This is a genomic window from Hyalangium sp., assembly GCF_035629615.1.
In the GTDB taxonomy this organism is placed as follows: Bacteria; Myxococcota; Myxococcia; order Myxococcales; family Myxococcaceae; genus Hyalangium.
Genome location: NZ_DASPHO010000885.1, coordinates 1 through 3,653, shown reverse-complemented (window position 1 = coordinate 3,653; position 3,653 = coordinate 1). Strand labels below are relative to the sequence as shown.

Genomic DNA, 3,653 nt, shown 5'->3' with positions numbered 1-3,653 from the left:
GACGGGATGCGCTCCGCGGAGTGCACCGGAGGGACTTCGCCCGCGGGGATCCGTACCCGCGATGGCCGGCTGTGGTTCCCCACCATTCGTGGCGCCGTCAGCTACGACTTGACGCAGGGAGAGCAGCGCAAGGCCCCGCCGCGAGCGCTCATCGAGCAGCTTCGAGTGGATGGGCGCGTCGTGCCCCCGGCCGGGTGGGGCAGCATCCCCCCGGGGGAGGGGAGCGTGGAGATCCACTATACGTCCCCGGGGCTGCGTGACCCGCAGAGTCTGCACTTCCGCTACCAACTCGAGGCCATTGACGTGGGGCCTGTGGAGGCCGGGCCGCGGCGCGTGGCCTACTACACGCACCTGCCACCGGGGCACTACCGGTTCCAGGTGATGGCGCAGTCCACCGAGGGAGGGCTGTTATCCCCCCTGGCGGAGCTGCGGTTCTACCTGCGGCCTCGCTTCCATCAGACGCTCCTGTTCCGCGTGGTGTGCGCGCTGGCGGCCGTGCTGGGAGTGGCCAGCGTGGTGTGGCTGCGCCTGCGCCAGCTGCGCCTGCGTGCTCAAGAGCTGCAGGCCCGCGTCAGCGAGCGCACCGCCGAGTTGGCCACTGTCAACGCCCACCTGAGCACCCGCCTCGAGGAGCTGCAGGCCACCCGCGAGCGGCTCGTCCACGCCGAGAAGATGGCGGCGGTGGGCACGCTTGCCGCGGGGGTCGGGCACGAGATCAACAACCCGCTGGCCTTCATCATCTCCAACCTGAACTTCGCCTCCGAGGAGGTGCGCGAGGCCTCACGGCAGGAGGGGAAGGGGGAGCGCTGGGGGGAGGTGGAGCAGGCGCTCGGCGAAGCGCTGCAGGGCGCGGATCGCGTCCGCCGCATCGTCCAGGATCTGCGGACGTTCTCGCGCCTGGCCCCCACGCACCGGGGGCGGGTGGAGCTCCACGCGGTGCTGGACTCAGCGCTCTCCGTTGCTGACGGACAGATACGTCCCCGCGCCCGGGTGGTGAAGGACTACGGGGCGGTACCGCCCGTGTTGGTAGACGAGAAGCGGCTGGGCCAGGTCTTCCTCAACCTGCTGATGAACGCGGCCCAGGCCATCCCCGAGGGCCACCCACAGGCCAACGAGCTCCGTGTCACCACGCGCCAGGATGAGCGGGGCCGAGCCGTGGTGTCGGTCCGAGACACCGGCACTGGCATCACTCCAGAGGTGTTGCCGCGCATCTTCGAGCCCTTCTTCACCACCAAGCCGGTGGGAGTGGGGACGGGGCTGGGACTCTCCATCTGCCACACCTATGTCCAGGCCATGGGCGGTGAGATCCGCGTGCAAAGTGAGCTGGGGCACGGCGCCACCTTCGAGGTGGTGCTGCCCCCAGCCCAGGAGGACGCGTCGACGGAGCCCCTGCGCCGTTCGTCGTGACGAGCGTCCCCCACAGAGCTCCGCCAAGCCCGCTCTGGGAGAGCCGTGCAGGGAAGTCTTTACCGGGTTCGATTCCCGCCGCCTCCAAGAACCTGTCCGCTTGTCTGACAGGTTGAGGCCCTTCGCCGCCGGCAGGCCGCCTGAGTCCGAGCCTGCGTCCGCCAGGGCCGGCCATCCACTGTTACGGAGCTGGCTTCGCCACCGTTCTCGGGACCTTGTCCAGCGTCTTGAGCCGCGTGGTGGCCAGCGAGTCCACGCTGTTGATGTCCGCCTTGGGGCTCTTCGCTCGCTGGTAGGCCGCTCGTGCCTCCTCCACCAGCCCGTAGCCCTCTGCGATCCGTCCCACCACGTACCAGTCATAGGACTGCAGCGCGCTGGCTCCGTGCAGCTCCAGTGACTTGAGCAGCAGCTGCCGCGCCTCCTGCCCCTTGCCCAACTCCGCGTAGAGCGTGGCCAGCGTGTGCACGTAGGACGCGTTGCCGTAGCTCGTGAGCGTGTTGGCCTTCAGCGCGTCCTCCACCGCCGCCTCGTCCACCTTCCCCAGGAAGAGCGTGTTCCAGGCCAGCTCGTTGTACGTGTGCGCCGTCGCCCTGCCAGCCTCCACGATCCGCCGCCGGTACTCCTGCGCCTTCACCAGCTCCCCACGCATCGTCGCCGCGCTCGCCAGCGTCTCCAGGGCCTTGTCGTCGTCCGGCAGCAGCTTCAGCCGGGCCTCCGCCCGCCTTGCCAGCTCGTCCGGCCGGTCCAGCTGCCGAAGCGCGTAGGTCGCCTGGAAGTAGGCAGACTCGTCCACCGGCGCCATCTCCAGCAGCCGGTCCGCCGTCTCCAGCATCTCGGGCAGGCGCTTCAGTTGGTAGTAAGCCGCCAGCAGGTCCCGGTCGAACCCCCGCCGCTCCGTATCCGTCGCCGCTCGCTCGCGCGCCAGGCTCAGGAAGGGGATGGCCCGCACGGCCTGGTTGCCGAACGCCATCAGGCTCGCCGCAGCCACCCGAAGCTCGTCCTTGCCGGCGGCCGTTCCTTTCTTCCACAGGCGCAGGAAGTTGGCGCCGGCCTGGTTCTCGGTGAGCGTCGACGGCATCGAGTCCCGCGCCCAGTCCAGCCACTGCCGCGCGCCCTCCAGATCTCCCGCCTCCGTGCGTCGCATCGCCTCCTGCCCGAGCACCCCGTAGTCGTACCCCGTTCCCAGCAGCCGGAGTTCACTCCCCGAGCGCACGATGAACCAGTTCTCGGAGCCGCTGGAGCCCTCGAAGGGCAGGCGCGACTGGATGCGGTAGCCCCGCTTCGCGTCCCCCTCCACCCTCATCTCCACCAACGAGAGTGCCAGATCCGCCGCGGAGCTCTGTGGCACCTCCGCCAGCACCCCGCGGTTCAGCAGGAGCCGGATCGTCCGAGTCACCTCGTTCACCAGCTCCGGCTCGGCGGCGAGCGCGGACTTGTGGATCAGCCCCTCCACCTGCGCCTTGCCGCCGTCTTCGTCCAGCACCGCCAGGAAGAGGCGCTGCACCACCGCGCGCGGATCGTCGCTCTTCAAGGACTTGCGCTCGAAGCGCTTCGCCTTCGACAGCGGGGTGAGTCGCCGCTGCTTCTCCACCGCATCCGACGCGCCTCGTGCCGCCTCGGTCAGCAGCGCGTGAGCCTCCGGGTAGCGCCGCAGGCGCAGCAGGCGGTCCGCGGCATCCTCCAGCGCCTCGCGCCGGGCGTCGATTGGAGGCACCCACTTCGCCGCGTTCTTCACTGCCGCCGCCGGGCCGTCCACCAGCGCCGAGGCGCTCAGCCGCACGCTGTTGCGCAGCGGCGAGGGCTCCATGCCGTTGGCCAGCTTCAGCAGCTCCGGGTACCGCTCCAGCAGGAACAGGTCGAGCAACAGGTGGTCGTCCATGTCCTTGCGGCTCAGCTCCTCCCGCAGGGCCTTGTACTCGTCCACCGCCTCCTCCAGCCGCGAGTCCGCGCCGTAGCGCTCACCCCGGGGGCCGTACTCGAGGAGGATGCCCAGGTCGCCGCGCGTCTCGAAGTCGGTTGGATCCAGCGCGCGCGCCTTTCGGTAGGCGGCGACAGCCCCTGGGTAGTCGAAGCCCGGCTTGAAGCGGCGGCCCAGGGCGTCGTGCTCCAGCGCCCACCCGAGCACGCGCCAGCCCGTGGCGGACGAGGGCTCCACTTCGGTGGCCCGGCGAGCCGCGGCGCGCGCCTCCTCTCCGACGCCCGCCTCCAACAGCGCGAGCGCCAGCTGAGCCCGGTGCAGCGCCTCG

General features: G+C 70.4%; 2 protein-coding genes. One reads left to right on the top strand and one right to left on the bottom strand.

Annotated elements, in window-relative coordinates; genetic code table 11:
* A partial coding sequence (locus VD972_RS44230; protein ID WP_324995963.1) for a sensor histidine kinase occupies nt 1-1,407 on the top strand: 1,407 nt, incomplete at its 5' end.
* A 181-nt stretch (nt 1,408-1,588) separates the two neighbouring features.
* On the opposite strand, the gene VD972_RS44225 is transcribed toward VD972_RS44230, so the two are convergent.
* A partial coding sequence (locus VD972_RS44225) for a tetratricopeptide repeat protein (protein WP_414654244.1) occupies nt 1,589-3,653 on the bottom strand: 2,065 nt, incomplete at its 5' end.